The 25477-nt window shown below is 37.8% G+C and carries 20 protein-coding genes and 1 pseudogene; 7 read left to right on the top strand and 14 right to left on the bottom strand.

Annotation, left to right across the window (positions count from 1 at the left end; all coding sequences use genetic code 11):
- Nucleotides 1-34: 34 nt before the first annotated feature.
- The 4 genes from CPS_RS09010 to CPS_RS24345 are packed head-to-tail and all read left to right on the top strand — an operon-like array spanning nucleotide 35 to nucleotide 4025.
- Nucleotides 35-1231 (top strand): ABC transporter substrate-binding protein, encoded by a 1197-nt coding sequence (locus CPS_RS09010; protein WP_011042853.1) that lies wholly within the window; start codon nucleotides 35-37, stop codon nucleotides 1229-1231.
- A 20-nt stretch (nucleotides 1232-1251) separates the two neighbouring features.
- Nucleotides 1252-3081 (top strand): sensor histidine kinase, encoded by a 1830-nt coding sequence (locus CPS_RS09015; protein ID WP_011042854.1) that lies wholly within the window; start codon nucleotides 1252-1254, stop codon nucleotides 3079-3081.
- A complete protein-coding gene (locus CPS_RS09020) occupies nucleotides 3074-3700 on the top strand; it encodes a response regulator (RefSeq protein WP_011042855.1) in 627 nt (208 codons plus the stop codon). Before CPS_RS09015 ends, CPS_RS09020 begins: the two co-directional genes overlap by 8 nt.
- A gap of 46 nt (nucleotides 3701-3746) precedes the next feature.
- Nucleotides 3747-4025, top strand: a complete 279-nt coding sequence (locus tag CPS_RS24345; protein ID WP_011042856.1) for a DUF1214 domain-containing protein — start codon at nucleotides 3747-3749, stop codon at nucleotides 4023-4025.
- A gap of 257 nt (nucleotides 4026-4282) precedes the next feature.
- On the opposite strand, the gene CPS_RS22860 is transcribed toward CPS_RS24345, so the two are convergent.
- The 5 genes from CPS_RS22860 to CPS_RS09050 all read right to left on the bottom strand — a co-directional run bounded on the left by CPS_RS22860 (nucleotide 4283) and on the right by CPS_RS09050 (nucleotide 10089).
- Nucleotides 4283-6046 (bottom strand): MOSC domain-containing protein, encoded by a 1764-nt coding sequence (locus CPS_RS22860; protein WP_011042857.1) that lies wholly within the window; start codon nucleotides 6044-6046, stop codon nucleotides 4283-4285.
- Nucleotides 6047-6246: 200 nt separating this feature from the next.
- The gene (locus tag CPS_RS09035) at nucleotides 6247-7275 is read right to left on the bottom strand and encodes an extracellular solute-binding protein (RefSeq protein WP_011042858.1); all 1029 of its coding nucleotides are present in this window, start codon (nucleotides 7273-7275) and stop codon (nucleotides 6247-6249) included.
- A 62-nt stretch (nucleotides 7276-7337) separates the two neighbouring features.
- Nucleotides 7338-8147 (bottom strand): ABC transporter permease, encoded by an 810-nt coding sequence (locus CPS_RS09040; RefSeq protein ID WP_011042859.1) that lies wholly within the window; start codon nucleotides 8145-8147, stop codon nucleotides 7338-7340.
- The gene (locus CPS_RS09045) at nucleotides 8144-9022 is read right to left on the bottom strand and encodes an ABC transporter permease (protein ID WP_011042860.1); all 879 of its coding nucleotides are present in this window, start codon (nucleotides 9020-9022) and stop codon (nucleotides 8144-8146) included. Before CPS_RS09045 ends, CPS_RS09040 begins: the two co-directional genes overlap by 4 nt.
- The gene (locus CPS_RS09050; protein WP_011042861.1) at nucleotides 9019-10089 is read right to left on the bottom strand and encodes an ABC transporter ATP-binding protein; all 1071 of its coding nucleotides are present in this window, start codon (nucleotides 10087-10089) and stop codon (nucleotides 9019-9021) included. Before CPS_RS09050 ends, CPS_RS09045 begins: the two co-directional genes overlap by 4 nt.
- Nucleotides 10090-10567: 478 nt before the next feature.
- On the opposite strand from CPS_RS09050, the pseudogene CPS_RS24350 reads away from it, so the two are divergent.
- Nucleotides 10568-10734, top strand: a pseudogene (locus CPS_RS24350) (IS5/IS1182 family transposase); the annotation flags it as partial.
- Nucleotides 10735-10835: 101 nt separating this feature from the next.
- Here the strand turns inward: CPS_RS24350 and CPS_RS09055 are convergent.
- Together CPS_RS09055 and CPS_RS09060 are read right to left on the bottom strand one after the other, a co-directional pair.
- The gene (locus CPS_RS09055; RefSeq protein ID WP_011042862.1) at nucleotides 10836-12275 is read right to left on the bottom strand and encodes an APC family permease; all 1440 of its coding nucleotides are present in this window, start codon (nucleotides 12273-12275) and stop codon (nucleotides 10836-10838) included.
- A 158-nt stretch (nucleotides 12276-12433) separates the two neighbouring features.
- Nucleotides 12434-13129: a TorF family putative porin gene (locus tag CPS_RS09060; RefSeq protein WP_011042863.1), complete on the bottom strand. Its 696-nt coding sequence runs from the start codon at nucleotides 13127-13129 to the stop codon at nucleotides 12434-12436.
- A gap of 640 nt (nucleotides 13130-13769) precedes the next feature.
- On the opposite strand from CPS_RS09060, the gene CPS_RS09065 reads away from it, so the two are divergent.
- On the top strand, nucleotides 13770-14366 hold the full coding sequence (locus CPS_RS09065) for a GNAT family N-acetyltransferase (protein WP_011042864.1): 597 nt from the start codon (nucleotides 13770-13772) through the stop codon (nucleotides 14364-14366).
- Nucleotides 14367-14471: 105 nt separating this feature from the next.
- Here CPS_RS09065 and CPS_RS09070 read toward each other — a convergent pair whose 3' ends face one another.
- From CPS_RS09070 to CPS_RS09090, 5 genes are read right to left on the bottom strand one after another with little or no spacing between them, the layout of a single operon-like run.
- The gene (locus tag CPS_RS09070; RefSeq protein ID WP_049757826.1) at nucleotides 14472-15677 is read right to left on the bottom strand and encodes an MFS transporter; all 1206 of its coding nucleotides are present in this window, start codon (nucleotides 15675-15677) and stop codon (nucleotides 14472-14474) included.
- 24 nt (nucleotides 15678-15701) lie between these two features.
- Nucleotides 15702-16880, bottom strand: coding sequence for an acetylornithine deacetylase (argE, locus tag CPS_RS09075; RefSeq protein WP_011042866.1), 1179 nt, complete (start codon nucleotides 16878-16880; stop codon nucleotides 15702-15704).
- Nucleotides 16880-17560, bottom strand: coding sequence for a DUF1028 domain-containing protein (locus CPS_RS09080; RefSeq protein WP_011042867.1), 681 nt, complete (start codon nucleotides 17558-17560; stop codon nucleotides 16880-16882). The genes argE and CPS_RS09080 overlap by 1 nt, the downstream gene beginning before the upstream one ends.
- Nucleotides 17561-17603: 43 nt before the next feature.
- On the bottom strand, nucleotides 17604-18014 hold the full coding sequence (locus CPS_RS09085; protein WP_011042868.1) for a RidA family protein: 411 nt from the start codon (nucleotides 18012-18014) through the stop codon (nucleotides 17604-17606).
- Complete coding sequence (locus CPS_RS09090) at nucleotides 18014-19543, bottom strand: 4-hydroxyphenylacetate 3-hydroxylase family protein (protein ID WP_011042869.1); 1530 nt, start codon at nucleotides 19541-19543, stop codon at nucleotides 18014-18016. Before CPS_RS09090 ends, CPS_RS09085 begins: the two co-directional genes overlap by 1 nt.
- 582 nt (nucleotides 19544-20125) lie before the next feature.
- Between CPS_RS09090 and CPS_RS09095 the strand changes: the two genes are divergently transcribed.
- The gene (locus tag CPS_RS09095; RefSeq protein WP_011042870.1) at nucleotides 20126-21385 is read left to right on the top strand and encodes a flavin-containing monooxygenase; all 1260 of its coding nucleotides are present in this window, start codon (nucleotides 20126-20128) and stop codon (nucleotides 21383-21385) included.
- Nucleotides 21386-21576: 191 nt separating this feature from the next.
- On the opposite strand, the gene CPS_RS09100 is transcribed toward CPS_RS09095, so the two are convergent.
- Nucleotides 21577-22923, bottom strand: coding sequence for a DUF3422 family protein (locus CPS_RS09100; protein WP_138140264.1), 1347 nt, complete (start codon nucleotides 22921-22923; stop codon nucleotides 21577-21579).
- Nucleotides 22924-23138: 215 nt separating this feature from the next.
- Complete coding sequence (locus CPS_RS09105; protein ID WP_011042872.1) at nucleotides 23139-25253, bottom strand: methyl-accepting chemotaxis protein; 2115 nt, start codon at nucleotides 25251-25253, stop codon at nucleotides 23139-23141.
- Nucleotides 25254-25477 lie beyond the last annotated feature (224 nt).

Below are 25477 nucleotides of genomic sequence, written 5' to 3' on the forward strand. Positions count from 1 at the left end.
ATTGTTGAAGAGGTTTTTTATAGGTGGAAATGTAATGTTACATCCACTAGTATTAAAAAAGAGTTACCTAAGAAGAGTAGAACAATATTTAAGGATATTAATTTTGTCATTAACTCGAAGGAAGTATTTAAAATTATTTACAGCGATATCAGCATTAGGCATTTCCCCATTGAGTTTTGGGCTCCTTATCTCAAATAAAAATATTGAGCATGTCCTGCGGTACATGTGTTGGGAAGGTTACAATAACCCACGAGTTATAACTCCTTTTGAAAAACAGCATAACGTGCAACTCGACATTGAGCTTATTGTCGACAGTCCTACAGGATTTTCTTCATTAATATCGGAAAAATATAATAGTTTCGATGTCGTATCGATTGATTCTCCATGGGCCAGACTGATGGAGGAGAATGATCTATGTCATTTATTAGATTTCGACGAATTTAAGGAGGAATATGGAAACTTATATACCCAATTTTATGACCGCTTTATGTCACCAATTTCAAATGGGAAAATATCAGGAATACCCACTAGATGGGGTTGGATAGGCCCAACTATAAATACCGCATATACTAATGAAAAGGAGTTTGAATCATATGCTCCTTTTTTTGATCGTAAGTACCACGGAAAAATCGGTATAATGGATTGGGGAGATTGGCCAATAATGCCTATTGCCCTCTATGCTGGCATTGATCCTTATAAAAAACTTGATTCACATGAACTTGATGAAATAAGGAAGGTTGTTAGAGCTTTATTTAAAAATAATCCTGTGTTTATTCGTGACTTGAGCCTTGCACAAAAAGCACTATTAGATGGCTCTATTAAATCTATGATTGGAACGGGTACCTACTTATCTTTATCGTTGAGAAAAGCAGGTTTTTTGCAGATAAAAACCGTTGTGCCTGAGCCGATTAATGGTCTGAAGCAAAGTATAATATGGGTTGAAAAAACAGTGGTGATGGCAAAAAACAATAATATTGAACTGTCTAAAAAGCTATTAAAACACCTCGTATCAACTAAGGCTGCATTAGACATTTCTTTGACGGATTATGCATGTAATTTGTCAACCAATCGTCTAGTTGAGGATCTTTACTCTGAAAAGCAGCGTGAAATCTTTCAATTAGATGAAGTAAAAAGAGTGTGGAATAAAAGCGTTTTTCATGAGTTATCTCCGAGTATCGGAACTCTTCTTGCTCTGTGGCAAGAGGAATTATTTATGTCCGATTTACTCTGAACTTAGATATGTGAGTTGCTATGTTTAATAATAAACAAAAACAGTTAGTAATAATACTTATTAGCTTGTTGTTAACTTTTACCTCACAGGCTTCCTTAGCGAGTGATACAACCATTTTAAATGAAATTATAAATCCACAATTAATTCACATTTATGAGTGGGAAACATTGTCAGTTTATGAAAAAGAGAATGTTTCACAAAAACCTGCTAACTGGGATAGTGCAGAGTCATTTTACGGAAGCACGAGACTGTCATTACTCGGTGAGGAGCGATTTTATAGAGCAAAGTTTACCATTGGATGGCACCATAGAACACGCAACCTAGCCATTTCAGTAGGACCATTAAAGGGCACCGATGAGGTCTATATAAATGGGTTTAGAGTAGATGATTCAGGGAGTGGTGATTATGACTTGTTTTTTCAAAATTCATATCGGGTTTACCGATTACCAAGAAATAAAACGTGGTTTAGTTGGTTTAATTACACAAAGGAAAATGAATTACTTATAAAACTATCTTCAAGTAAAAGAGGGCAAGTTCTTGACTCTGATTATGTTGAAATTGGCGATTATGAAACCTTAGCACTCAAATCAAGAGACTTTGACTCTACAATAAAAACAAGCCAAGGGTCGGCAATTGCTCTTCTGTTTATGCTTATATTATTTATTATATTTCTTCATGTTAATCAATATAATAAAAAATCAAACACACTATTTGGCTTCTTTATTTTTTATCTCTCTCTATCTATAGCATCAACTTCCTTATTTTTAAATGGACCTGAGTATGACGGAGAACTTCTCTTGTCGCTGAGTGCTTGTTTAGACTTAGTATCACTTGTTGTTTTTATAAAAATTGTGTCAGATAAGTTCGATTTGAATATTTCTCACTATAAAAGAAATGAAAAAAGCATAAAAATATTTGGAACTGTTTCCGTATTATGCATTTTGATTTTCTCAGATATTTTTTTCGCTCAGAAATGGTTTAATTTAATTATTTATATTGTGATGTTGTTAGTTGTTATATCAACTATTCATCAGCTCGTTATAGGCCGTAACATAGGGGGGGCTAATTACTCTATTGTATCAGCATTAATGATAATGTTTTTGGGAGTGGCTTTTAACGGTTTGTGGGGCGGTAATTCATGGCCGATATCGCCTTATCATATAGGTGCCATTCTATCTTCAATATTTTTATTATATTCAATAGCCCAAGACTTTAAGAAAATGACATTGTCGATGCATGCTATGTCTAGTCGTCTGGTCAATATTCGAGAAATAGAGCGAGCAAGGTTAACGCGAGATATACATGATGGTGTTGGTCAAGGATTGGCTACAATTAGACTTTTCATTACGATGAATATCAATAATTTTGAACCTCAACTTGGTATTTCCCTAAAAAATGAGGTGGATCAAACCTCTAATACACTGAAATCGGTTATTCGAAACCTCAAACCAATTGAGATGGATGATGGCAATCCTAGCGAAGCTATCATTGAACTAGCACGTCATCTCTGTGAAATTGCGCAAATAGAAATGAAAGTAATTCATTCTGATAAGGCTGATATGAACACTGAAAATGCATATCAATTATATCGTATCGGACAGGAGGCACTTAATAACTCAATTAAGCACAGTTGCTGTACTTTAATTACAATAGATATTCAAAGGGATAGAGACCGCTTGATAATGTCTATTTCGGATAATGGTAAAGGCATAAAAAAACAGGTGGAAAACTTAGGGTATGGTTTGAGCTCTATGCAAGAAAGAGCTTTACTAATTGGTGGTCAGTTGCGTATTAACAACGCAATTGATAGTGGTGTGCAGGTATTTTTGGAGGTACCAATTAATGATTAAGGCAGTTATCGTAGATGACCACCCTTTGTTCCGACAAGGTATAAGGTTATTACTTGAAAGCTCGGGGAACGTGGAGGTTATTGGGGATGCAAGTAATGCTATTGAAGGTGAGCGCCTTATTATGGGAAAACTACCTGATGTCGCTGTTTTGGATATTGGTTTAGTAGGAGAAAGTGGGTTACAACTTGCAGAAAAATTACGGGCAAGAGGATACAAAAATGCAATTGTCATGGTTACCATGCACACCGAAGTTTCTATTTTTAAGCGTGCAGCTGCTATTGCGAAAGTTGAAGGGTATGTACTTAAGTTGGATGCAGCAGAGGACTTGGAAAATGCCGTTTATAGAGCTTGTAATGGACAGAAGTTTGTAAGCCCTAGTTTGGCCCAAGAAATGGCATGGATGGAGGATGACAGCCAAAAAACGGACAGTCTACTTACAAAAAGAGAAGAAGAGGTACTTATTCTTATCGCAGATGGGCTTGGAAGTGATGCCATTGCTTTGCGCTTAGATCTGAGCAAACGAACAATTGACTCACATAGAGCGAATATTAGGAAGAAATTAGGACTAACTAATTCGGTTGAATTAACTCGTTATGCAATCGAACAAGGCTTGATTTAAATGTAGATACTACACTAAAAGATGTTCCCGTTGGTGATGGCGCTTTTTGGTTATCAGCGTTTATAACGAAGAGGGTTATTTTCAGCAAAACGAATCTGACAAACATGTCATTAATAGTTGCAAGGCAAAAGTTGTCGAAGATGGCGCAGTCACGATTCATTTTGGCGGTGATAAATCACAATCTAATTTCTTACCAATTATGAAGAACTGGAACTATATGCTTCGAATTTATCTACCAGAAAGCTCATACCTTGAAGGTATTTGGGGGCGATATTCGTACAAAATGAGTGCATGTCTACACATTATAGTATTGACTGTTATGTAGACAATTGAAGTTATAATGGGGCACAAACCGAGATAGAATTAATGCTCACGATATGAGCGTTTTTGATGTCTCTTATATCTTAAATAATGGCTGTTTATCCGATGTTTTGGGCATTAACATCAATAGCTTCTTGGGCTGTTGAAAGTGTGCAATATATAGAACGACCTTTATCCTGACAAACAACTAAGTACCAATATGGTCATTTGATCATTTGTTTTTAAGAAGTGAAATTATTACATTATTTTCACTAAGTTCTATTAAATGTCTAAAACTACAGTTTCGTTTGGTACACTGCTACATAATAGAGTATTGTTCCGATTAATCGATTTAGTTCCAATAATTTTAGCAGTTGAGCCACTAATAATATTACAAGTGCATGTACTGCATATTCCTGCTCTGCAATGAGAAGAAATTATAGCTCCATTTGCCTCTGCAAACTCAAGTAGAGTTCCATCTTCTGGTTTCCAATATTTAGTAACATTACTTCGAGCAAGCGTTACTTTGATTGGGTCACATTTTTTAATTTCACGAAATTTATTTTCAGTGACTGGTGTAAAGAAAGTATCTACGAATAATCGAGATTTATCATTAAACATATTTGAAATATCCTTTGTAAACTGTTCGGACCCACAAATATGCAGGTCACTTCCTGCTAGTTTAATTTCTCTCGAAATTGCCTGTAGATTTGGTCGTCCGGCTACAAATGTACTTGTTGAATGTTTTTCTTTAGTTAGATAAAGGCTGACTTTTATATGTGGCAACTGTTCACTTAGTTTGATTACTTCATCCCATAAGGCAAGATCTCGTTTTGTTCGTGCAACATGAATTAGCTGAATCGATTTGTCGTAGCTCATATCAATTAATCCTTGCAGTTTTGATACTGAAGCAGTTATTCCAATACCTGCACTGAGTAAAAAGATAGAATTACTCGACTGTCTGATTGTTACATTACCGAATGGTCCAGACATTTGCACTTTTTCGTCAGGTAGTAAGTTGTGTATTGCCTGAGAGCCAAGTCCGTTATCACGTTTCACAGTGATTCTAAAGCTATCCTCTTTAATTTTAGAAACTGTATAACAACGCCACACATTGCTGTTCGAAAGACCATGTAAGTGTATATATTGGCCGGGTTTATAGGCACTGAAAGTACCTAGCTTCATAAATGGGTCGTTCATCCAAATCGAACAAATATCTTCAGTTTCGTGAATAATTTTTTTCACTGTGATTTGACGAGGCCAGTTGGATGATTTGGAAGACGCTGTTTGAAAAATAGAGGCTGTTAGTTCACTATCATTCATATTGGAGCCGATTCTTATTTTGTTGTTTATCTTTATTTCGCCACCATTAGAGACAGTGGCATAGACGCCACAGAATAAATGACCAAAATAACGTGACAACAAAGCGGGCATATTCAGGTCATTTTTTCCTGTATTTAGATCAACAGAAGTGCTGCTACATCTATCAATCGGTCTAATTATGTTAAGTTCGCAGTTCTCTATTAATAACTTTTTACCAAGCCAGTTGAATTCTGACCACGGCTCAGAACGAATATATAAATTGGCACGAAACCTCAGAGGATCAATGACTTGTCCTAATCTTCTTGATATTTCTTCTACCGTCGATATATTGATTATAGAGATTGAAGCATCTTTATGATCCCAGTAACCTTGTCCTGATGTTGTGCGATGAATAGTAGTGTTATTTCCAAAAGTCTCACTTAGAAGTTCTGATGATTCTCCACCAGCTTCAATCCGTAATGCTTTTCCTAAAGGCGTGATGAGTTGCAATTTATCTTCATCTCGTTCGAGTTTAAACATTGATAAATCTGGGCGAATTTTCATTCTTTGAAAAGCTTGGGAAGGAGACCAAAAGCCGTTTTCATTTACTTTAATTTGACCACTACTCAAAGCATACTTTCGGTCTTCTGGAAGTCCTTTATTCTTACGCAATCTGACGGAACTCAACTTTTCTCCAGAGAATCCTTTTACAGGGTATTGATATATGGATGTTATTTTATTCATGAGAAAACTCCTTCAGTGATAAGAATAAGGGGTAAGTATCTGTCGGCAAGTTGTATTTATTAGGCCAGAAATACCTGCTGCAGCTGAAGGCGTGGGGTACTTTCACTACTGAGATCACGTTTTTGTTGGATTCGTAATAGCCAAGAAAGCTTAAAATTTAATTAATGATCTTGGCTATTTTAAATGACCTGTTTTTTAATTTACTGTAGTAATTTGGTCCATACCTTATCCACTAACTTTTGTGCTGCAGGCGAACAAGCGCGGGTAAACTTAATGAAAGCTGTTGGGAATATTTCAGGTGAATTTTCCTTTTTATGTATTGCTTTACTCTCATCAATGGCTACTGCAGAGGAATGTGCATAATAATTGTACTCAATTGTGGCATTGTCTTTCTCACTCATCCAGTTAATGAAGGTTTTAGCATTATCTGAATTACGTGAATTCCTAGGAACTACCATAGAGTCCAACCAACCCACTAAGCCTTCTTTAGGTTGCGCGTATTCAATTGGTGCGTTGTTATTTTTACGTGCACGCATTGAATCGCCATCCCACCAATTGTGCATTACGACCTCTCCGCTGGAGATGCGTGAGCTGATGTTATCTGAGCTGTAAACGGCCACATATTCTTTCTGTTTTTTTAACAGCTGATACACTTTTTTCATATCCGTTCTCTTTTCAGTACAAAAATCTATGTCTAAGTACAGTTGAGCTGCAGGAATTATTTCATCTGGAGTACTAAATACAGCTACATTTCCCGCTGCGGCGCCTGTAGGCTCAAAAAATTCTTTCCAAGAATTTGCCGGGCCTTTATATTTATCACGATTAACTGTATAGCCCGCGGTACCGTAAACAAAGGGAATAGAATACTCTGAACTTTTATCCCACCACTTATTCTTCCACCTATCATCAACTTGTTTGAATGCCGTCATATTTTTGGCATCAATGTTTTTCAATAAACCTTCTTGAATCATTATTTTAACGAAATGTTGGCTAGGGAAAACAACATCATAATCACTGCTGCCAGATTTAAGCTTTGCCAGTAAATCTTCATTCGAAGTATAGCTGTCCAAAGTAATTTCGATGCCAGTTTCTTTTTGAAAGTTCTCGATCAACACTGGATCTATCGACTCTGCCCAAGTGTAAACATTAAGTTGGTTATTCTCTGCGTTTGCTCCTGTCGTCAGAGAAATACTCAAAGCTAATAAACTGACTTTTGTAATATATTTCATAGATTTATTCCTTTTATTTTAATTAATTATGTAGGTATTCTAATTATACGTAACTACTTTACTTATCTACTCCGTTTTGCAATTAACCAACAAGGAGTGGCTATCAGCAAAGATGCCACCATGATGAGTGTCGATATAGCATTGAGTTCTGGCGATACTCCCTGCTTTACCAGTGAAAAAATATAAACAGGTAATGTTGTCGCACCACCTCCTGAGACGATATTACTGGTGATGAAATCATCCATCGAAATAACAAAGCTGAGCATTGACCCAGCAAAAATACCGGGAGCAATTAAAGGTAAAGTAATACGACGAAATGTGACCAAAGGTGTCGCGTATAAATCTTGTGCTGCCTGCTCTAAATTGTTGTCCATTCCCTGTAACCTGGCGCGTATAGGTAAAAAAGCGAAAGGAATACAAAAGGCGCTATGCGCTAAGATCAGTTTTAACATGCCGCTTTGAATACCCAGTTGAGAAAACAAAATTAAAATTGCTACAGCAAAAACTATCTCAGGCAACATCAAAGGCAGATTGACGACCCCTTGCGATAATTTAGCGTGTTTTACGTTCTGGCCTCGTTCTAATACGAGTGCAGCGGAGACCGCTATTACAGTCGCAATCAAAGTGGCGAATAACGCCACGGTCAATGAGACTCGCAACGAATTGAGTAACCCTTCATTTTGCAGCGCACTGGCGTACCACTGCCATGAGAATCCTTGCCACACTGAGACAATACGATTGCTATTGAATGAATAGGCAATAATCACCAGTATCGGAAAATAGAGAAAAGTAAAAAAGAGTACACCTACAGCGCCAAAACCTGGATAGTGTTTAGCGTCTCGATTAGGCTTAAACATAGCTAAAATATTCATGATAACTCCCTCAACTTACTTGCTCGATGCGCTTGAAACATTAAAAAAAATAAGACAATACACAGTAGTAATACCGTTAAGCTGGCACCGAAAGACCAGTTTCTCGCTACGCCAAATTGGTTTTGAATCAGATTACCTAGCATCATTGTCTTACCACCGCCTAGTAGCATTGGTTCAAGTACTGTGCCTAGACAAGGCACTAGCACTAAGATAAATCCAGCGACTATGCCAGGTTTGCACAGTGGCAGAATAATTCTTCTTAGGGTGTTCATCCTGCTGCTATAAAGGTCACTCGCAGCCTCAATCAAACGGGTATCTAACTTTTCGATGCTGGCATAGATTGGCAAAATCATCAGCGGGATATAGGTGTATACCATCCCCACCATCATCGCAGCGTTGTTGTAGAGTAAACTGTCGATATCACCAACCAAGCCAAAGAAACGCAAGCTGCTTTCCAGTACGCCATCATTGCTCAAAATGAGTACCCAAGCGTATACACGTACTACCATGCTGACCCAAAATGGCAAGGTGACCAAATAGAGCAATAAAGTTTTCATGTTGTTGCTCTGGCGCGAAATATAGTAGGCAACAGGGAAACTAACTAACAGGCAGATCACGGCTGTTGCACCAGAGAGAAATAACGTTCTAGCGATAATTTTAAGGTACTGAAAGTTCAATACTAAATTATCATCCCAATCTGCTGTATAAAGAATTTGACTGTATGATTGCAGTGAGAAGATTGCTTTATATCCGCCATAGGCGTCAGAAGTCATGAATGAAACATAAAAAATTATTAACAGCGGTAACACCATCAATAGTGACATAACTAGGTAGGCAGGGAGTAGGCCCCAAAAGTTCCAACTTAGTTTTTTCATTGGCTTAACACCCTTACAGACGCTTTGCTAAAGCCAATGGCTACTTGTTGATCAAGGTTATATTCAGTATCGTTACTAATAGTATTACGTTTAGAAATTCGTAATTCTGTGGCATTCTCAGTGCGTACCTTATAGTGGGTATAACCACCCATATAGGTTCGGTGTACTATCTTGCCTTGTAAATTCACCTCTAATCCAGGGGTGTTGATTGAAATCTTTTCAGGACGCAAGGACATCGTAGCTTCTTGTCCTTGACTAAAGCCCTTATTAGGCACATTCAACTCAATGCCGAGAGGGTTTGTAACTGATACCGTTGCTTTGTCATGACTGTTAATAGTGACAGGCATAAAATTGGTTTCGCCAATAAAATCTGCAACAAACTTATTATTCGGATTTTCGTAAATCTCATTAGGACTGCTTATTTGCTGAACAGTGCCTTCAGCTAACACACAGATTCTGTCCGACATCGCCAACGCTTCTTCCTGATCGTGGGTGACGAAAATAAAGGTAATCCCTGTATCGCGCTGTAGTTGCTGTAACTCATCGCGCATTGATTGGCGTAACTTTAAATCCAGAGCTGATAAGGGTTCATCTAAAAGTAGTACTTCTGGCTTAGGTGCAAGCGCACGAGCCAATGCGATTCGCTGTTGTTGTCCTCCCGAAAGTGCCGAAGGCATACGTGATGCAAATGACCGCATGTGAACTAACTCAAGCATTTCATCTACCCGAGCTGCGATCTTTTCTTTACTCCATTTAAGCATCTGCAAACCGAAGCCAATATTTTGCGCTAAAGTCATATGTGGAAATAGTGCGTAATTTTGGAACACCGTATTAACACGACGTTGATGGGCCGGCAGCGATTGAATATCTGTGCCGTGCAGTTTAATTACCCCGCCACTTGGTATCTCAAAACCAGCAATCATTCTCAATAAGGTTGTTTTACCACAACCACTAGGGCCGAGTAAGGTGAAAAATTCATTGTCTTGTATGTCAAAAGAGATATCTTTTATCGCGCGGTAATCGCCGTAAAATTTACTGACATTTTTTATACTTATAGCGTGACTCATAGATTATGATTCCTGTGTTTTACTTGAAAAAGCGACGGTAACTTTGTTTTAAACCCTAAGCTGTTCACTTTTGATACATTAAGACAGTAAGATTCCATGTAGTATTAGTAAAATATTAATTTATGTGTTTTGGTATAATAAAAATGTATGCAGGAACGAGCCGGTACTTAAGGAAGTTCTGTTGAAATATTTTTCAGATTTAGGTGTACGCTGAATGGAATAGCTACCTATATTTTCTGATTCAAATCATATTGGTTTACAAAAAGTACTAGAAGAGAGCTTTGGAACATATAAATTGAGTCGAAGAGGGATAGGTTTACCCATTGCATTAGACATCACAACTGATAGGGTTTACGTCAATAAACAGCACTAAAACTTATAGATAAGTTACCCTATTTAGACTATATCATTACTGTCTGAGGTTATAAGATTGATACGTTTAGGACGTAAATACATCATAAAAATCACTGTTCCAATTATTGGAAGAAAGAATAGCTCTAAGGTAAGTAATGATGGAATCGATTGGTATTTATATAAATGCCGACATTTAGTTGAGAAGTTTCTTATTCGACTTAAGCCATAGCGAGATATAGCGACAAGATATCATTAAAAAGAAACTATGAAGTTACACTCGCATTGGCATGATGGATGCCAATGGAGTGCTAAAATTATGAACTTGAAAGATTAACCGACTTTAATGATATTAAATCGAAATTTTTACTGACTATTCTCTGTGCAATCAGGTATTAACCCTTAAGAACATCTTCCATACTTTCAGGTTGAAATAGATCCTTTTTCATATATAACTTGACCCAGAGCGCTGCTATGACAGAGACCACAGCCAATACCGCTCCTGCCGTAAGGAATACCTGTTGGGTTAGTTCCGGAGACGGTGAGTTGTAGTAAGCGGCGTAGCCCATACCAATAATACCAAGGACTTGCGGTATAGGGTAAAAAGGAGTTTTGAAAGGGCGATTTGCGTCAGGCATCCGTTTTCTTAGAACGATAACATCGATGTGGCTAATAATATAGGCCAGTAACCAACAGGTTGACGCGGCGATTAGTAGTATCACAACGGTATCAGGTTTGTCACCCAAGATGATCAAAGGAGCACCTATGATGGCGGCCATGAATAATATTGCAATAGCTGGGGTATTAAAACGGCTATCTAGACGCTTAAATATTGGGAATGCCTGCTTGTTTTTCGCCATACCGTACAACATACGTGGTACTGAAGCCAGAGTGGTATTCACTGTACTACAGGTAGCAGTGATAGCAACGATGGCTAGAACTTCCAGACCAGAATCACCAAACACGGCGACGGCATAATCTAGATGAGGGAGTGACGAGCTAGCCATCTGCTCAAGTGGCATGTAGAAGAAGGCACCAATACAAAACAGTAGGTAGACTCCAAGAATAGTAAATAGTCCATAAAACATGGCTTTAGGGATGTTTTTTTCAGGATTTTTAGTTTCTTCAACGAGTGGGCAAACGAACTCTGCACCGACAAATAACCAGATAGCTAAGGCAATCAGAGAGAATACCTCAGTGCCAATAGGATTCCAATCGGAGAACAAGTCTAGGTTGCTCAGCTGTGGTTCATTGGTGCCCAAGATAGCAGCAGCCCCAAGTACCGAGATAGACACAACCATGGTAAAAGCAAGCACCGTCTGTAACTTGGCGAAGATATCAACACCGACGATATTGAGCACGGCGAATATCCCGAGGATGAGCAAGCCCAGCGCCATCGGCGATAAGAAGTTAGGGAATATTTCTGACAGGATAAGTCCTATCAATTGAAGTTCTGCCGCTACTGCAAACATGGCGACCACGACATATCCTGAAAATGTAGCAACAATCGCAGGGAATTGTCCAATAGCTACTTGGGTATAGGTACTAAGGGTACCAGCACGTGGCATCATTAAGGAAAGTTCAGCAAAACTGAAGGCTGCGAACAGCGCCAATACGAAGGCGATTGCCATGGCGATAAAAAAACCAATGCCTGCAATGCCGAGACCTTGCAATGCTAAAACCATTACCCCTTGAGTGACTACCAAACCGATAGCTACAGATAGCAGGGAACGGAGACCTAGAACGCGTTTAAGATGGCCGGTCCCACCGGAGGATTTGTTGAGGGCATTAGTGTCCTCTGCTGTTTCTGCTAGTATTTTCGTTGCGGTGCTCATTATGTTTTCCTTATTATATTAGGGTTATGCAATGTCAAAACAGTCCCTTGTAATATAGTTTTTATTATTACTAATTATGTCTTTTCAATTAAAGTCAACTAAACCCAGTAAAACTGGGATAGTTGCCTCTATCGATCATATTTGATCTACAATGCTATTTAGAAGGTTCGAGAAACAGTGAATAAAACCGTATCATCATTGCTGAATTCGCCATGAGAAATTTCTTCAGCCTTAGTATCCATCGTGTTCATTAAGTAGGCAATAGACACATCTATGCCTGCAAAACTTGAAGAAAGACCAATTGAATAATCCTGATAATCATTGAAATCTCGTATCCCGTCCCAATAATCGCCAAAAGAGTATCCAGCATGAAGATCTAAATTAATATCTTCAGTGATTGCCAAACTATAATCTAAGGCTACGTTATGTGCAGACTCTGAAGAATTTAAATAATCATTTGATACATTATATAAGAGTGAGATATCTTTATAATGAAGACCAAAGTCGACTTCAAAAAAATCTATATCAGCTGCGCCATATCCTGGGTATTGAAAGTAGAATAATGTTGCGTCATAAACCAACTCCTCGGTAATACTTCCAGCATAACCAACGTAATAATCCACTTCAAGGTTGGCTTCATCCCCAAAGTCGACATTACTCCCCCAAACGCCGGCATATACACCATTTTCAAACGAGACGTCGAGGCTCCCTTGTACAGCAGCATCACCTGCCGTTTGGGAGATGCCACGAAACCGATAATCGTTAGTGAATGAAACCGAACCAGAAACTTCGGCAGCAATTGTGTTAATGCTAAAAGCACTAATCAAGGAAGTGAACAGAGCTATTTTTATCATGTTATATTACTCTTTTATTATGAATGTAAAGCGTTCTTAATTCTTATTGGTTTAACAAAAAATCTAGACGCACAACCTGCTTAGCAGTTATTACAACCTACGCTTTGAAGGCAGATAGATAAAATAGTATTAAAGTGTTTTTTAGATAGAAAATAGTTATACAAAGTTAATACGTAGGTTCGAGACTCTTTTGCTGCAGACTCTGTTGTATATTCTTAAAAGAAAATGTTGATGGAACTTATTATCAAGTTACGGATAGACCCCTAAACTTGTGCCCATTGAATTACATTTTTATAATAGTTAATTCATTAACCACGTTCTTGTCGTTTTATTTCGGTGGTAATACTGGGCATTTTAAATCAGTGCAGAATAGCTGTATTTGCTTTTCTTTATATTTTTCCCGGCCAATAAAAACTTATTTAAAAGGATGTGGCTTTTGTATGAATAAAACACATGCATAAGGCAATAAAATGTTATTGGTAGTTTTAGCCTGAGAAGATTAACTTAGTTATTATTTTTTATCTTATAGGCATGAAATAAAAAACAATAAAATCAATGGGTGATTATTTTTTAATATAAGTAACGTACATGCGTAGTATTAGGATGTGTAGTTTACAATCAACAATTAAAAGAGAATACAATGAGCGATTTATTTAGACAAAATATTATAGTTGAGAATAGGCGCGTAAGGCTTGTACCTTTTACTCATGAAAGTAGTGCAGGGCTTGTCGATATTGTATACGACGAAGAAACGTGGCTGCACATGCCTAATAATATTAAGAATAGAAAAGACTTTGAAAATTATATAAATGAAACTGTATCAGAACGTGAAAAGGATATTTCTTATCCATTTATTATTATTGATAAAGCTTCAGGAAAAATTGCAGGCAGTACACGCCTTGCATTATTCGATTATGATGTAATGTCTCTTGAAATGGGGTGGACTTGGTTCTGCTCAGAATTTAGAGGGACTGGCCTAAATAAAGCCTGTAAACATGCGCTTTTAAATTATCTTTTTAGTGAATTAGGATTTGAGCGCATTACCTTTTGTGTTGAATCAACCAATACCCGCTCAAGAAAAGCCGTTCTAAAGCTTGGTGCAACCGAGGAAGGTACTATGGGAAAGTGTTTTCGTCACGAGGATGGTAACTTGTATGACTATGTTATGTTTAGTCTTTTAAAAGATGAATGGCCTAAAATTAACAGGGAAATATTCTCTGAATTCAATACATTTTAATTTTTCACTATTAGCACTCTTTAGGTGTAACTTTACTAAAGCGTGATAACTTGTTTGGTTATCGCGCTTTATTTGCATACGTCACTCATCATATTTATTTGATTACTATTTATCAAATCTATTGATTGGAGTTACTGGTTGAATGTTGAAATTAGTACTATGCCCAGGTTTAATTTTATAGAAAATGACGCGATAAAAGCAAAATAGACTTATCAACAAGCATAAAGTTGCAAGCGTTAAATAAAAACCGGCTAAACCAAAGATATCCATAATAAAGGAAACAAAGAGGGGACCAAGTGTTGCACCTAACCCTTTAATAATTAATAAACCACCACTTGCAGACATTACTTGGGATTCATTGAGAAAGTCGTTTGCTAAAGCATTAAATAATGAATAAAGTGTCAGACTTAGCCCCCCAAATACGAAAGCTAGCATGACTAAAAGGGAGTAATATTTTACAGTCATCTGCATACTAATTATAGCCACTATTGCTGCAGATAAGGCCACAATAGCAGTCACTACACGTCGATCAGTTACATCTGATAACTTGCCCAGAGGCCATTGTAGCAACACACCACCCATCAAAATAGCAGCAATATAATAGGATATTTCAACAATAGACATTCCTAGTTTGCTAGCAAACACCGCCCCCATCCCTAACGTAATGGCGTTAACCATACCAGTAATGAATATGCCAACAGTCCCCGCGGGTGTCAGTTTAAAAAGCTGCATTAAACTAATTGACTGACATTCCGTTATTTTAGGTGCCGTGATACTACTCATTAATATAGGAATTGCAGCAATACTGACAATAACAGAAATCAATGAGTATAATACAAATGACTGAGGTTCACTCACCGACAGCATGAGTTGTCCGCTAGTCATGCCTAAGTTAATGACCATCATATAAATGGAAATTAAACTTCCTCGGTTTTGGTTATTAGCCGATTGATTTAACCAACTTTCAGAGACTACCCAAATACCTGAGACCGCAAGACCGGTTAAAAACCTCAGTATTGTCCACGAGATAACGTGAATATTTAACGAGTGCAATAAAATAGTAATAGAGAGTAACGCGGTCAAGGCCGCGAAAACTCGAACATGACCTACATGGTTAATCGCTTTAATGGTGTTAGCTGAGCCCACCATAAAACCAAAGAAATATGCCGACATAATAAAGCCAATTTGCTGATTAGAAAACCCCTCAATCGAGGCTCTAATTCCTAATAAAGAGTTTTGTGAGCCTACTGCTATGCCAATCAACCCGACACCAAAGAGTAAGCTCCATACCGAGCGCAAATTAACTTTCATTATATTTCAATACACTTATTATTATTATGATGGCGATAATGCTGTGATCAGTTTATCCATAAAACTTTCCATAGCGAGTACCTGTGCTACCTCAATAAATTCATTAGGTTTATGTGCTTGCTCAATGCTGCCAGGGCCACATACCACTGTTGGTATATGTAGAGCATTGGTAAATAATCCGCCTTCAGTACCAAAGGTTATCTTTTTCAAGCCTTTAACTTCCGTTAGCGTTTGCACAAACTCAACGACTTCTTTCTCTTCTTCAGTAAACATACCGGGATAACCAGAAAGCGGTGACATTTCAATGCTACAGTTAGCATCAACTGCTTTCATTTTTGGCTCAAGTACGTCTTTAGCATAAGCCATTACTTTATCTAGTAAAGGTTGAGGGTCTTGTCCCGGAATATTACGTATTTCAAAATCAAACTGGCAATGTTTAGGAACAATATTTAACGCCACGCCACCTTCGACTTTTCCGGTATGCAACGTAGTGTAAGTTACATCAAAGCCTTCTTCAAAAGGTCCATTTTCTGCTAACTCACGTGCTAACTCTCGAATGAAAAGTATTAGATCTGCGGCAAAATCAATGGCATTAACACCTAAGTGCGGCAAACTAGAGTGTGCCTCTAAGCCACTAACTGTTATACGTTGTGCTAATTTACCTTTATGTGCATTAACGACTTGCAAGCTCGTAGGCTCGCCAACAATACACATCGCTGGTTTAATTGGCATGCCTGACATCATCTCTACTAAACGCCTAGCACCTACACAGCCAATTTCTTCATCATAAGAAAACGCTAAATGTACTGGGGTTTCAAGTTTTGCTGCAATCATTTCAGGCAAATAACTTAAAACAATTGCAATAAAGCCTTTCATATCACATGTACCGCGGCCAAATAACATACCGTCTTTGTGCGTTACGCAAAAAGGGTCGGTATCCCATGCTTGGCCAGTCACAGGTACAACATCAGTATGACCTGACAGCATTACCCCTGATTTATCTTGTGGGCCGATAGTTGCGTATAGGTTAGCTTTGGTTTTTTCTTCATTAAAAGCTAACTGTGAGCTGATACCGTATTCACTTAAATAATTTTGTATATACTCAATCAAGTCTAAGTTTGATTTATAACTGGTAGTATCAAAACTAATTAATTTTTCTATTAACGCCAAACTTTTTGGCGTTTGAAGTTGAGTAATATTCATTAAGGATCTCCAGGAACACCATAAGATTCAGATTCAGCAGGATCCACAGCACGGGTAATATAAGCTTGCATCTGTGGATGATACACATTCCATGTATCACGTAGTTTGCTAATTGCTTGGTCAGGTTTATCTTCCCAATCAACGCGTAAGTCAATTACTGGCCAGTTTGCTTTGTCCGCTACTTTCATGCCTGCTGAATGTATAGGCCCGGCTTCACCGCCAGCAGCTAAACCCGCTTCAAGTGCGGCAAGTAACCGCTCAGCAAATTCACCTTGAGTCTGTTCAAAAGCAGATACCATCGCTTGTGGTATTGCTGTGCTTTGAAGCATATTACCCATGGCGGCACAGTTAATACCTTCAGCAGTAGCATGTATTCCCAGTGACTCATCACCAGTGAATACCGCTGTTTTACCATCAAGGTTAACTAAACCCAATTGACGCCATTGAATATTTGGCGTGTCAGCAACAATTTTAGCCATCAATTCTTTAGGACTCAAGCCGGACTGAGCCATTGTTAACATCTGTGGGCCTAGATCAGGATCGGTAATGTTTTGACTTTGTGCTGCGCCTACGCCTGCAGCTACAAATGAACATCTACTGGCAACGCAAATACTCGAAGACGTGACCACTGTACCAACACGTTTAGTGGTTGGACAAACGGCAATTAGTGAAAATGTCATGACATTATCTCCATAAAATTAAGTGAATATTTAGTTATGTTGATTATTCAGGAATAACAGCAATAACGTCAATTTCCATCAACCACTCAGGTTGAGCCAAGCCTGAAATAACCAAGCCTGTTGAAATAGGATAAACACCTTTAAACCATTTTCCTACTTCTTGGTAAACTGGCTCACGATAACGTGGGTCAGTAATATAAGTAGTGGTTTTAACGACATGACTTAGCTCTGAACCAGCTTCTTCAAGTAACTGTTTAACATTTTTCATTGCTTGTTTAGCTTGTTCTCCCGGGTCACCGAGTCCAACTAAATTACCATTAAAATCTGTTCCGATTTGACCACGAACATAGATAGTATTTCCGGCTTTAACTGCCTGACAAAGATCATTATCTAAAGTTTGATTTGGGTATGTCTCTTTAGTATTAAACATACGGATTCTTTCATGTGTAACCATTATATTTTCCTCTTTAAGTTATCGGCAGTGGTACCTAAAAAAGCCCCATGTCCGCCAGCTATATTTGTTTTCTTTAGTTTGTTTGATTGAAGTGATTCACTTAAGCCAGCCGCTTGACGCACAAGATCTATAGGCCCGTCAAAATCAAAATGATGATATACCGATGCTAAATGGGCAAAACGCGGTGATTGAGCGAATTCTTGAAACGTTAAGCGATGACCAGCGTAATCGGAATTACATAAATCACGAGAATAGGCGAGTAATTTACGTCGATCTTCAGCAGACCATTGATCATTTAGACTATAAAATTTATCTAGCCATGGCTTAATTTCTTTATGATTAAATGTGTCAAAACTTGGAGTTAAACATACCTGTCCACCACCTAATTCACGGGCAATATTGACCATTTCATAAAGTTGAGAACAAGCAAAAACTCGACCAGCATAAAGCAAGGATTGGTTTGGCATGGTTAAGCCTCCTGGGCTTTCTTCAGCCATCGCTATTGACGATATCAAATGGGCGTCAATACCCTCTCTATAACAGGCCAATTTGGCTAAACGTTCTTGTACTGCAGGTTGATTGTCTGTACCCGTTTGTTGAACATTAAGTATTGATGCACCTATTAATAATTCAGCGACTTTCAAGTTACGTTGTATATAAGCAAAAGCTGAATAGCGGTGTAGAGTTGAGCGGATAAACATTGCTGCTTTAGTATTACGATAAAACAGGACGTTTTCCCATGGGATTTCAACATCATTAAAAACAACTAACGCTTCAACTTCATCAAATTTTGTTGCAATTGGATAATCCAAAGGATTTTTACCGGCAAAACCATCTCGGCAAATAATTTTGATACCTGCAGAGCCTAAATCGCAAATAAAGCCTACGGCATAATCTGAAAATTTTGTATCGGCTGTCCAGTTAGCTATTGTGGGCTTGGTAAAAGCTTGGTTTGCATAAGCTGCAGCCGTTTCAAATTTAGCCCCTCGAACAACAATACCTCGGTCAGTTTCTCGCACCACATGTAATAACATGTCTGGATCTTGTGCTTGTGGGGGTTTAGAACGATCACCCTTTGGGTCTGTATTAGCAGTTACGTGGAAAGGGTCATTGATGACAATATTATCGATATGATTTTTGATGTTATCTGCAAACTCAGGGTTTACTTCATTTAAAGCAGTTTGCGCATCATACAATGACCACATTTCGCCAGCAGTTTCATCACCCACACGGGTAACAACACCACCAATTTCATTCATCATCACTTCAGTGGCATTTTTCTTATTCCACCAGTCTTGTTGGCTGCGAGGTAACTTTAAAGCTATTGCACACTCTTCGCTATTATCTGCTTTATAGGTCATCACATCTTTTGTTGAAGCGCTATGCTGCATGTCATAAATTTTCGATCTAACATCTATAATTGGTTTAAAAGCAGGATGAGTAGCAACATCTTTAACCTTATCACCTTCGATATAAACTTCACGGCCATCTTTAATCGATTCACGGTACTCTTCACCAGTTCTAATCATGTTTGTGTTCCCGTTTAACCTTGTGACTGCTTTTTAATAATTAAATTGAATTTTTATGTCATATCGATATTTTATAGCTATTTAAAAATAAATAAAATTTTTAAAATGTATTGATAAGATAAATTTTATCTATACAAATCCATGCTAAAAGACCTTTATATATAGCTATTTTATTGTGACGTTTTTGACTACCAATCTGAAAAGTTGATGATTTTAAATATTTTATTAATGTCGATATTGGATAAGTTTTTTTTATTTAATCATTAAGTTTATAATATTTTACCAATACAGTTTTTATTAATATGCTTCATTGGCAATCTGAAAAGGGCGATAGAAAACCTTTAAAAAACTTGATAAGTCAGGCGGAAGATTGCAAGCCAGACAGGACATTTTGGCCCTCTTACCGAGCGTAATACTGTTAGGTGGATAAAGGTGTGAATGTAACGATGTGAAAATACTAAAGTAACCTAATAAGTCATTTAGTGTTACTCCCAATTGACATCTGGCTCAACAGTCCACTCAATGTGGAAAACATTTTGGCTTAACCATCAGCCCCTGATAAAGAAATAATAAGGAAAAAAAATGACAATTGAAAAAATAGATACGCTTGTTATAGGTGCTGGTCAGGCCGGTGTGGCGATGAGTGAACATTTAAGCAAGCAGGATGTACCACATCTTGTACTAGAGCGTAACCGTATTGCTGAGCAGTGGCGCACAGGTCGTTGGGATTCATTAGTAGCTAATGGTCCAGCTTGGCACGATCGTTTTCCAGGTTTGGAGTTTGAAGAACATGATCCAGACTCTTTTGTACCGAAAGAAAAAATTGCGGATTATCTTGTTGATTACGCCAAAAAGTTTGATGCCCCTATCCGTACTGGTATAGAGGTTAAAAATGTAGAGCGTAATACTAACGGTCAAGGCTTTATCATTGAAACTTCTCAAGGCACTATAGAAGCTAAGCGCGTTGTTTCTGCAACAGGACCTTTCCAAGTACCTGTTATTCCACCTATCGCTAAAAACGAAAAAATTACCCAGATCCATTCTGCAGACTATCGTAACCCTGAGCAGTTAGAAGACGGTGCAGTATTAGTTGTAGGTGCTGGCTCGTCAGGTGTACAGATTGCTGATGAACTTCAGCGCTCAGGTCGAAAAGTATTCTTATCAACTGGGCCACATGATCGTCCACCACGTTCATACCGTAATCGCGACTTCTGTTGGTGGTTAGGTGTCTTAGGTGAGTGGGATCGTGAGTCTCTAGAACCAGGAACAGAGCATGTTACTATCGCGGTAACGGGGGCTCATGGTGGTAACGGTACAGTTGATTTTCGTGCACTTGCACATCAAGGGATCACGCTACTTGGTATGACCAAAGAATTCAATAATGGCAAAGTGACATTCCAAAAAGATCTTAATACTAATGTTGAACGCGGCAATAAAAACTACATGGATTTCCTTGATTCGGCTGATGCCTACATCGAGCGTAATGGTTTAGATCTTCCAGAAGAACCAACCGCAAGAGACGTGTTATCAGATCCTGAGTGTATGACTAATCCAATTCTTGAGCTTGATTTAGCTAAAGAAGGAATTACTTCAATTGTTTGGGCAACGGGCTTTGCCTTAGATTACAGCTGGTTAAATGTTGATGCATTTGATGAAAATGGTAAGCCAGCACATCAACGTGGTGTTTCAACTGAACCGGGTGTTTATTTCGTCGGTCAAGCATGGTTGTCACGTCGTGGTTCTGCTTTCATCTGGGGTGTTTGGCACGATGCTAAGCATATCGCTGGGCATATTAGCACGCAACGTACATACTCTGCTTATCAAGACGCTTCACAACGTTAATAAGAACATAAGTAAGTAACAACTAAAAGGGTAGGCCAACTGGTTTACCCTTTTTTATAGCAATAAAACTACTCCTTTTGAAAGTTCACTTTAACAATGATAAAAAATACGGCAAAGTTCCAAGCCACCTTGAATTTCAACATAAGGCTTACAGTGATTTTTACTAATCTGTATCGTCATTAATATCTGAATTACTTTAAATCCTTCATTAAGCGCTTATGCACTAAGCGTGTGACAACAAAAACAATACCAATAACAATAGGTACCGCAAAGCCACTCACTAGTTCATGGTTATAGTCAATACCTAGTGTTGGTAAAGACGTTAACATGGTTTCAAATAATTGCATGCCGTAATAACTTATCGCGGCAACTGATAAGCCTTCAACCGTTTGTTGCAGTCGCATTTGCACATGTGCACGGTGGTTCATTGACTTTAATAAGGTTTGATTTTGCTCTTGTAATACCATATCAACGCGTGTGCGCAATAACTCACTAGCGCGGGTGACTCTTCTAGAAATATCTTCTAAGTGGTTCGAAGCCGTTTGGCAGGTTTTAACTGCAGGTGTAATCCTACGCATTAAAAATTCTTGCAAGGTTATATATCCCGGTATTTCTTCTTCTTTTAGCTCTTCCATCCGTTGTAATGCTACATCGTAATAAGCATTAGTAGCAGAGAAGCGGTAAGTACTTTGACTACGATAGTCTTCCACTTTCGCTGCTATTTTAGATACTTGTGTAAGTAGCTCCCTATCGCTTTTATCAGTACCCAAAGCTATATAGGTGGTAACTTGTTGCAGTTGTAAATCTAATTGATTAAGTTCACTATTAATAACTCGAGCTAGTGGTAAACCAAGTGTTGCCATCAACCGGTATGTATCAAGCTGTAATAATTGTTGTGTTAAGCGACCTAGCTGCGCAGCTGATAAGTCTTGTTGGTATATCAGAAAACGACCAAAACCGTCGTTATGTAATTTAAATGAGCTCCACACTTTCGCCTGTGAATTTACGGGAGCGCTCGCTATCAAAGACATATTGTCAAAATATTTTTCAACTTTGTGTGTTATCTCTTGATCAATATTTTCAGGTTCAATAATCAAATGCACAGCAGCTATTACTTGACCTGGCATTTTTTCGAGCCAATTACTGGGAACATAATCGATAGCATTTTTAATGAAAGGTTGATCCGTTAACGGAGCTTGGTGAATAAAAGTATAAGTGGAATACTCCAAATGACGCTCCCAACGAAGGCTAAATAAACCAAAATCTTGATAAAAACACGGCATTGATTTCGCTGGAGAATTTACTTGAAATTTATTACATAACAGTGAAATAAATTCATGCTCTTCTTGCTTTAATTTCCCTTGGTGTTGAATTGCTATATGCGTAAGTTGAGCAGGGGAAGATATTGACGGAAAAGGCCTATTGTGCAATTCGTTATAAAGCTTTTCACGTAATGGATGAGTAGCTATTTTGCTCAATAAAGATGAAGGTAGTACATCACTTTCAGATAATTCATTAGATATTAATTTAGTTAACAACGCACGACTCTCCATTCTATTTATATTTCTGTTTTATTTGATATATCTGATTTTTCACAGGCTATGTGCGTGGTGAAATTATTAGACACTTTAAAAAATTCTTTTGAAAAATACAAAATATCTATACTTCAATGTACAAGCTTTGAAAGCAAACTTACCTAGCTCATGTTAGCCTTAATATTTATTCTTAAGTGAATATAATAGAGGAAGAGGTTTTAGCATTTTAGTCGATTTAGCTCTAATTCTATCCGTTCAACTACTCCTTTAGAGTAAGCACTATTTTCTTGTAATCGTTGTCCTAATTCAGCCAATCCTGTACTACTATCAGATACAGAAACTAATCGAATGTTTATATCCTCAGCAACTTGGCTTTGCTCTTCGGCCGCTGTTGCTACTTGTTCTGTACTTTCACTCATGAGCTTTATACTTTCCAATGTTTGGGAAAGTTGTTCAAAGCTAAGACTTGTTTTATCAACAGTACTGGTAATCGATTCCTTGTTTGCATCGAGTGTTTCAACGGCTTTATCGACATCCGACTGTAAGTTTCCAATTAAATTACTGATATCCTGAGTCGATGTTTGAGTTCGTGCGGCTAAATTTCTAACCTCATCGGCAACAACAGCGAAGCCTCTGCCTTGTTCTCCTGCTCTTGCTGCCTCTATCGCTGCATTTAATGCGAGTAGATTGGTTTGATCAGCAATAGATCTAATTGTTTCAACAATACCTGTTATATCTGAACTGTGAGCGGCAACTTGTGACATTTGCTTACTCGTTAATGAGATGTTTTGTTCAAGCTCCTGAACATTCTGAACACTAGCTTCTAAAATATTCTGAGTTTCTTGTAGAAGTGAGTTGGCATGCTTTCCACCATTTGCTGTTTCTACAGCAAGCTTTGCAACTTCACCTGACGTGGTGGCCATTTCAGTCATCGCAGTAGCAATACTATCTAAATTAAGTTGTTGCTCTTGCGTGTCACTTTCAACTTCATGAGCAATGTTTTCTAGCTCACCAAACTTATCGACTAATTCATTGGAGAACTTTTTAGATGAGCTAATCATTTCAGCTAACTTTTTGATAAAATTATTGAACCCAGCTGCCAAGAGTATTAATTCTTCATGACTTTCAACCGTTACATTTTGGGTCAGATCGCCTTCACGCTCTGCCAACTCTTGAATCGAAAAAGAAAGTAATTTGATAGGTGAGGTTATTGATCTCGCAAGCCAGATAGCAAAAAATAATGCGCATAATAAGAACAAGAGTGAAAAGAATAGAAGCTCAGTGAGTGCTTTATTATAGGACTCATTCGCTTTCTCTGTCATTTCTAACACTGAGGCTAATGCTATTTTTTCAGGAACAGAAATAAGAAGAGTCCATGTCACATTTGCTTCACTAATAAAAACAGGCACTTTAACATGCCAGTCAGAGCCAGAGATAATTGAGTTCTTGGGAGCTCTTAATATCGCTGAAAGTTCTGAATTAGCATCACTAGCTTTTTTAGACAATTTATCAGGGTAAAGGCTTGAAGCAATAATCATATTTTTTTGACTGAATAAACTGATAGATACATTGCCTTCAAATAACGATTTTGCTTGTTCTATAATCCATTTTTGTACGACAGGTAAATTAATATCAACACCGACTAACCCCCTAAATTGGTTTGATACAATGATTGGTGCAGATAGTGTCGTCATTAACTCTTCCCGTCCAGGCTCTATCTCATACATATAAGGGTCAAGCGCACAAGGTTTTAGTGAATCTTTACTGCATAAGTAATACTCTGATTTACGAATACCATTGTCGTCTTTTTCACTGTTATATTTATCTGCTGAATTATCTGTCGAGTAAAAGCTTGCTTGCCCATTCTCTTTTATCCAATAGACTTCTAAGCTCCCTGTTGGTGTTGAGTGTTGTCCAAAATTAACAAAAGTGCTATCAAGTCCATCATAACCATCAATTTCAAAGTGAGTGTAAATCGAACTAATAGTCGGCGTTGCTTCTAAGGTATAACGATTTAAATTACTTACTACATCTCTGTTGAAAGGTGTACTTGGTTGAGCTGTTTTAGATAAGGTTTCAGCTAAAACTAGCACGGGTGCAAAGCTTTGTTTGAGCAGTTTGCTGATACGTTCACTGGATAAATTTCCTGCGTCATTCATGGATTTAAGAACAGAGCTTTGTATTAATTTTTTAGTTGACGATATTTGCTCATCAGATAAAGCTGATAATGTGTGAGAGGTCAGCACTGCAAAGCCAAAAGTACATAGCAAAACAATACTAATAAATAATACAGTGACTTTTTTTTGAATTGAATGTCTTTTACTTAACAGCATGATGACTATTCCTTTTTTTATATGAAAAAATTTATCGATAATTTATGTATTTGCGCTCAGGCGAATTTACTTGAAATACATTAGGTAACAGTGATGGGAGAGTATTATTGTGCAATCTGTTATTAAGCTCTCACGAATGTGTGAGTAGCCATCTTACCCAATAAATATAAAGGTCGCACAGCGCTTTCAAATAATTCATTAGAGATTGTTTTATTTAACAACTA

Source organism: Colwellia psychrerythraea 34H (assembly GCF_000012325.1).
GTDB classification, from domain to species: Bacteria; Pseudomonadota; Gammaproteobacteria; order Enterobacterales; family Alteromonadaceae; genus Colwellia; species Colwellia psychrerythraea_A.